The following is a 6,071-nucleotide window of genomic DNA, read 5'->3' as shown; positions in this document are numbered from 1 at the left end:
TGTTAGGGCGCGGCTGGTAAGAAAGCCTTACAGGCGCATAGGGGGAACCACCGGCTATGCCGGTGGGGCCCCATTTTTTTGAAAGGGGCGTTCAGCCCAAATGGAAGTCTTCGCCCAGATAGACTTCGCGCGCTCGCGCATTGCTCACGATTTCTTCGGGGGTGCCGGAAAGGATGATATTTCCCTGAAACATGAGATAGGCTCTGTCGCAGATGGACAGCGTCTCGCGCACATTGTGGTCGGAAATAAGGACGCCGATACCCCGTTCCTTGAGACCGCGTGTGAGCATCTGGATATCGCCCACGGCCAGGGGGTCGATGCCGGCGAACGGCTCGTCGAGCAGGACGAACTGCGGGTCGCGGATGAGGCAGCGGGCTATTTCCAGGCGGCGCCGTTCGCCGCCGGAAAGGTAGGAAGCGTAGGACTTTTCCAGCCGCGTGAGGCCGAATTCCTCCATGAGCCTGTCAGCCCGCTTCCGCTGCTCCTCGCGTGAAAGCCCTGTATGTTCGAGGATAATCTGAAGGTTCTGGCGCACGGTAAGGCGGCGGAACACGGAACTTTCCTGCGGCAGGTAGGAAAGCCCCACCCGTGCGCGCCTGTAGAGAGGCCACGAGCTGATCTCACGGCCATCCAGCGACACCTGTCCGGTTGTAGGCTTGATGATGCCGGTGATCATGTAGAAGGAAGTGGTTTTGCCGGCTCCGTTCGGGCCGAGAAGCCCGACAATTTCTCCCTGTTTCATGGAGAGACAGACTTCATGCACCACTTCCCTTGTGCCGTAGCGTTTGCAGAGGTGCTGGGCAGAGAGGACGGAATTCATGGCCGTTTCTCCTTGTCGCCGGAAGAAAACACGGCGTGAACCCGCTGTTTGGGTCCGCCCTCCACCACACTACGGTTTTCCTTGGTGTAGTAGCGGATAACTTTTCCGCGGATGGAATTTTCCCCATCGTGCAGAACAGGCTCGCCTTCGAGAACGAGCAGTCCCTGATCGGCAAGATACGTCGCCTTCTCCGATGAACCCGTCTGCGTCCCGTTTTTGAACCGCACGTTTCCCTGAGCCACAATGCGTTCCAGTTCGCTGCCGGCCATGGCAGTACCCGCCTCAGAAGCGGCTTTTTTTTCTTCTTCCTTCGAGGCTTTCAGGTATAGAATCAGGCGTTCCGACCACATGGTGAACTCGCCGCGCACGGCTTCCACGTTGCCCTGAAAGGTCACGGTGTTTTTGTCAGTCTCATAGACCATGCGGTCAGCCACCACATCCACGGGCAGCTTCTCGTCCGTAGCCGGAAACGGCGCGGCCTGCACGGAAACAACGCAGCCCAGGACAAACAGCACGGCAAGAACGAACTTTTTCATCAGGCAAACCTCTTCTATGCCTGCCCAGTCCCGCCGGGGGAGGGAAGGCACACGTTATTGCTCAGCGGCTCCTTTCGTGGGAACGGCGGCTTCGGACTCCGCCGGAGTTTCTGCTGGCTTTGGCAGCCAGCGCATCTGTACGCCCCCGGTCCCCGTGAGGATATTGGTATTCAGATCCCATTGCAGAACAGCGGTATGACCGGACAGCTCCGGGCCATCCAACATGGCCCCTTCCGGGAAGGTCAACGTCCGCTTTTCATTGAGAAACACGGCGATCCTCCCAGTCAGCGTGTTTTCCTCACTGGTGACTTTCACATCTTCTTCCATGGAAACACGCTGATTTCCGTCCTCCACGCGTCCCAGCAGGGAGATTGCATGTACTTCCCGCTGTTTTTCGCCGTTCTCGGAACGCAGGAAATAGTGGACGACCGGGTCACGCACCGTGATGGCGCCTGAGTCCTGATTCAGGGTAGCCCAGTCGGCATCGAGGTCGAAGCTCTTGCTACCCTCGCTTCCCTGTGAGAGCTGTACGCCGCGCACGGCCAGATCCACGGAATTTTTCACAACGTCCGGGGGATCGGACAGCAGCTTGTTGATATCCGCAGATCGCGCAACATCGGCCAGGGCGTTCAGTGTCCGGCTGGTCTTCCAGCTTTGCCAGCCGTACCAGCCACCCCAGAAGAGCAGCAGGAGTATGACAAGCAGGAGTGTCCTGCGCCAGGAATCTTTCATAGGCGGGCGGATCCGGTAGCTTGAGTCCAAACATCGGCGGGGTTCGTGCCGTCCATGCGTGCGGCCAGCAGAAATTCCACCGCTTCGCGCACGGCACCTTCCCCGCCGCGGGCTGCGGTGACGTACCTCGCTTCCTTCTTCACCTGCGCCACGGCGTTGGCCACGGCCATCGGCATACCCACGGTACGCATGGGATCGAGGTCTATCCAGTCATCTCCCAGATAGGCCATTTCTTCGAACGTAAGGGCGTACCTGCGGCGGATTGCCTCCAGAGGAACGAGCTTGCTCTCGCAGCCGGGGAAATAGTCCTTGACTCCTAGCTGCGACATGCGGGCCAGTACCGCGGGATCGCTGCGCCCTGTAATGATGCCCACGCCGAGGCCGCAGCGGAGGGCCGTCTTGATGCCAATGCCGTCCAGAGACGAAAAGCACTTCACAGCATAGCCGCTCGGCGAATAGTAAAGCTTGCCGTCGGTGCATACGCCGTCCACATCGAGTACCAGAAAACGCACATGGGCCGCGGCTTGTACAGCGATGTCACCGTCCGCAAGGATACCGGGAACCTGAAGCACGGAAGAAGCCGACATACTCATCTCTCGCGGGCAGGAAAATTGCGCGGCATACTGCGCCCTGTCCCGTTTGGCTACCCTATCCTGAAAACGTCCTTCCGTCAAAAAAAGAAAATATCCGCTTCTCTGGGGGCAGCACTTTCCCGTCTTGTCCAGAAGCTCTTTCTCGTTCATCCGTCCCTTGGTGCAGAATCAGGCAACGGACTAAGTTTTTCCCGAATCGGGTAAGTTGCAGAGCCGTGCCTGCGTTCGCACTTCTGCGGCCAGCTTTTGGGAAAAGAGAACGTGGCAGAAGTATCCTGTACGCAAGTCATTCTGACCCGCTTGCGGACGCCGATCTGATTTTTTGCCTTGTACTTCGGCTAAACGCCTGACTCGTGTAAAATTCTATTCAGAGCGCCGGAGCATCGAAGAGCAGGTCTTCTTCCGGATAGACGGCTTCATAGGCGGCCTTGAACGCGGCGTAGCGCCCCTCCCGTATGGCCTGACGCGCTCCGCGAACCATGTCGAGGAAATAGGTAAGGTTATGCAGAGAGTTGAGTCGGAAGGCGAGCAGTTCCTGACTTACATAGAGGTGGCGCAGGTAGGCCCTGCTGAAGGTGCGGCAGGTGTAGCAGCGGCAGTTCGGATCCAGCGGGCCGTCGTCTTCCGCATACTGCTGCCGTTTGATATTGATCTTGCCCTGTGAGGTGTAGAGCGTGCCGTTACGTGCGTTGCGCGTGGGGAGCACGCAGTCGAACATGTCCACGCCCGCTTCGATGCCGTGGAGTATGTCCAGAGGTGTGCCCACGCCCATGAGGTAGCGGGGTTTGTCCGCGGGCAGCACGGGATCGAGGATGCGCAGGTTCTCCAGCATGAGGTGCTTGGGTTCGCCAACAGCGAGTCCGCCGACAGCATAGCCTTCAAAGCCGATGTCCATGAGCTGCCTGGCCGAGAGACAGCGCAGCTCCGGAAAGGTGCATCCCTGCACAATGCCGAAGAGCAGGTTCCCGTCCGCGTGAGCGGGGTAGGCCGCACGGCAGCGAGTCGCCCATTCCGTGGTGCGCACCACGGCTTTTTGCGCCTCTTCTTCACTTGCTCCATAGCCAAGACAGACGTCCAGGGGCATCATGATATCCGAGCCGAGATTGCGTTGTATGGAAATAACTTTTTCCGGCGTGAACATATGCCGTGAGCCGTCGATGTGTGAGCGGAACTCCACGCCTTCCCTTTTCATTTTGTTGAGAGCGCTCAGGCTGAATGCCTGAAAACCACCGCTGTCCGTGAGGATGGGTTTGTTCCAGCGGATGAACGTGTGCAGTCCGCCTCGCCGCGCTACCAGCTCGTCGCCGGGGCGCAGGTAGAGGTGGTAGGTATTTCCCAGAATGATCTGTGCACCGATGGTCTCAAGGTCATCGGGAGCCAGCGCCTTGACGCTTCCCACCGTGCCGACAGGCATGAAGATGGGCGTCTCCACAGTGCCGTGGGCGGTGTGTAGAAGTCCGGCGCGGGCATGACCGTCGCGGGCCAGAAGTTCAAAGGTTCCAGGAGCGTTGTTCATCAAAAGTTCCTTTGAGGTTTGAAATCTCCCCTTCAGGGGAAAAAGTGATGGACAAAACGGCAAAGCCGATGAAAGCCTTTTCCGTGACTTTTCTCTCCAGGAGGTGAAGTCTGCACACTCCCAAGCTGCCGGCTAGGGACTCAGCGGACAGAAGGCCGACTGCGGAGTGAGACATGAAAGCCTCAAAAGGGAAAGGTTAGAAGGCGAGCGCCCAGCACAGGGCGAGGAATCCGGCAGCGGCCGCTCCCAGAATCATTTCGAGTGCGCGGGGAACGGAGTGGTGCTTGATGGTCAGGCTTATCCTAAGTCCGACCGCAAAACCGGCGGCCAGACCGAAGACGTGGGCAACGTAGTCAACGTTTTCCCCTTCTGAGCCGAACATGGCCAAAAAAGCCATACCTGCGGCGGCTGGCAAAGCCATTCCTCGCAGGCCCCTTGCGGGACTGCGTACCACTACGTCGGCGCACAGCAGACCAACCGTGCTGAACATGGCCGTGGACGCGCCCAGGCTGGCATAGCTTGGCGAGCGGTAGAGCACATCCAAGGCGTTGCCGAGTATGCCGGAAACCAGGATGGCTGGCAACGTCAGACCCAGACCCAGACGCCGGGCCAGCAGGATGAGGAAGGGAGCGCTGAACAGGACGTTGCTGAACAGATGAAGGCTGTCGGCGTGCAGGGTGAGCGCCGTGGCAGTGCGCCACCATTCCCCGGCGCGCACGAGGGCGATGTCCAGCTTCCCGCATTGCAGCCAGGCATTGGGTCCGGGCAGTTCAACGCCTGGCAGAGGCCACCAGCCCATGCGCAGGCCGTGCCAGACGATGAGGAGCAGCAGAATCAGTGCGACCCAATGGGCGTTGTGGCGCAGAGGCAGTACGGACTCGGGCACAGATTTTTCTGCCGCTGCTGCGGAAAGTTCCGCACGGGCCAGAGTTTCGTAAAGCGCGGGAACGTAGGCACGCATGTTGGATCCGTGGCCGGTTATGAAGTAAGGGATGTCCCGGGCGTCGAGGATGAGGCGGAGCAGCTCCATCTGCCGTGTACCAAGGCCGGGAAGGGTGCGGCCCTGGTGACCCGGCGGTCTGAAGTCCACAACACGCCAGCTTTGCGGCACGGCGGGCGAACGATGCCACATGGAGACCTTGTGCTTCGGTCTGTGCCGGAACGGGGCTTTCACCGATGTCGAAAGGCTTTCCATGGGGTGTCCTTTTCATTATTGCGGGCACGGTATTGCGGGCACGGTTAATAAAAAAAGGCGGAGAATCCGTCCCCGCCTTTCGAGAAAACAGAAAAAGCCGCTCAGTCTTCGCTGGAAGTGACCACGGGCTTAACCACAGCGCCGGAGCGCAGGCAACGGGTGCACACGGTAATGGTGCGCACGGTGCCATCGGCTTCCTGATGACGCACGGCCTGAAGGTTGGGGTTGAAGCGACGCTTGGTCTTGATATTGGAATGGCTCACATAGTTGCCGACCATGGCTTTCTTGCCGCAGATCTCACATTTTTTACCCATGATATCCTCCATAGAAGCCCTGGCGGGCCGGAATGCTACTTTGAGCGTGACGGTTTTTCACACGCGGAACGTTAGCCATATCCCGAATTTTCAAAAAAGGCAAGTGAAAAAGGACGGAAATGAAAAACGTCCTTTCAGCGGCAGTCCATACCAAAGTGCTTGAGGGCGTTCACAAGACGCTCCAGTTTCTGGTGTGTATGCGTAGCCATGCGCGAGATGCGGAGGCGGGCTTTGTCGCGTGGAACTGAGGGGTAGCGGATGGCCGTGACGTAGTAGCCCAACGCGTACAGACAGCGGGAAAGTTCTACGGCTTTTCCTTCGTCTTCGGCCATGAGCTGGAGCACAGGAGTTTTTGACGTTGCGGG

Annotated in this window: 8 protein-coding genes; all 8 read right to left on the bottom strand. The window is 58.8% G+C overall.

Annotation, left to right across the window (positions count from 1 at the left end):
• Positions 1–91 precede the first annotated feature (91 nt).
• The gene (gene lptB / locus Q0Z94_RS05180; RefSeq protein ID WP_298067958.1) at positions 92–820 is read right to left on the bottom strand and encodes an LPS export ABC transporter ATP-binding protein; all 729 of its coding nucleotides are present in this window, start codon (positions 818–820) and stop codon (positions 92–94) included.
• The gene (gene lptA / locus Q0Z94_RS05175) at positions 817–1,356 is read right to left on the bottom strand and encodes a lipopolysaccharide transport periplasmic protein LptA (protein ID WP_298067957.1); all 540 of its coding nucleotides are present in this window, start codon (positions 1,354–1,356) and stop codon (positions 817–819) included. Before lptA ends, lptB begins: the two co-directional genes overlap by 4 nt.
• Positions 1,357–1,410: 54 nt before the next feature.
• Positions 1,411–2,088, bottom strand: a complete 678-nt coding sequence (gene lptC, locus Q0Z94_RS05170; protein WP_298067956.1) for an LPS export ABC transporter periplasmic protein LptC — start codon at positions 2,086–2,088, stop codon at positions 1,411–1,413.
• The gene (locus Q0Z94_RS05165) at positions 2,085–2,675 is read right to left on the bottom strand and encodes an HAD hydrolase family protein (RefSeq protein ID WP_298067955.1); all 591 of its coding nucleotides are present in this window, start codon (positions 2,673–2,675) and stop codon (positions 2,085–2,087) included. The genes lptC and Q0Z94_RS05165 overlap by 4 nt, the downstream gene beginning before the upstream one ends.
• A gap of 373 nt (positions 2,676–3,048) precedes the next feature.
• Positions 3,049–4,197 (bottom strand): tRNA guanosine(34) transglycosylase Tgt, encoded by a 1,149-nt coding sequence (gene tgt, locus Q0Z94_RS05160; RefSeq protein ID WP_298067954.1) that lies wholly within the window; start codon positions 4,195–4,197, stop codon positions 3,049–3,051.
• A gap of 196 nt (positions 4,198–4,393) precedes the next feature.
• Positions 4,394–5,392 carry a rhomboid family intramembrane serine protease gene (locus tag Q0Z94_RS05155; RefSeq protein ID WP_298067953.1) on the bottom strand — a complete coding sequence of 333 codons (999 nt, stop codon included), beginning with the start codon at positions 5,390–5,392 and terminating at the stop codon, positions 4,394–4,396.
• Positions 5,393–5,493: 101 nt separating this feature from the next.
• Positions 5,494–5,706, bottom strand: coding sequence for a 50S ribosomal protein L28 (rpmB, locus tag Q0Z94_RS05150; protein WP_298067952.1), 213 nt, complete (start codon positions 5,704–5,706; stop codon positions 5,494–5,496).
• 134 nt (positions 5,707–5,840) lie between these two features.
• Positions 5,841–6,050: an aminotransferase class I/II-fold pyridoxal phosphate-dependent enzyme gene (locus tag Q0Z94_RS05145; protein WP_298067951.1), complete on the bottom strand. Its 210-nt coding sequence runs from the start codon at positions 6,048–6,050 to the stop codon at positions 5,841–5,843.
• Positions 6,051–6,071 lie beyond the last annotated feature (21 nt).

The organism is uncultured Mailhella sp., assembly GCF_947631555.1.
In the GTDB taxonomy this organism is placed as follows: domain Bacteria; phylum Desulfobacterota; class Desulfovibrionia; order Desulfovibrionales; family Desulfovibrionaceae; genus Mailhella.
This window is presented reverse-complemented; position numbering and strand designations above follow the sequence as displayed.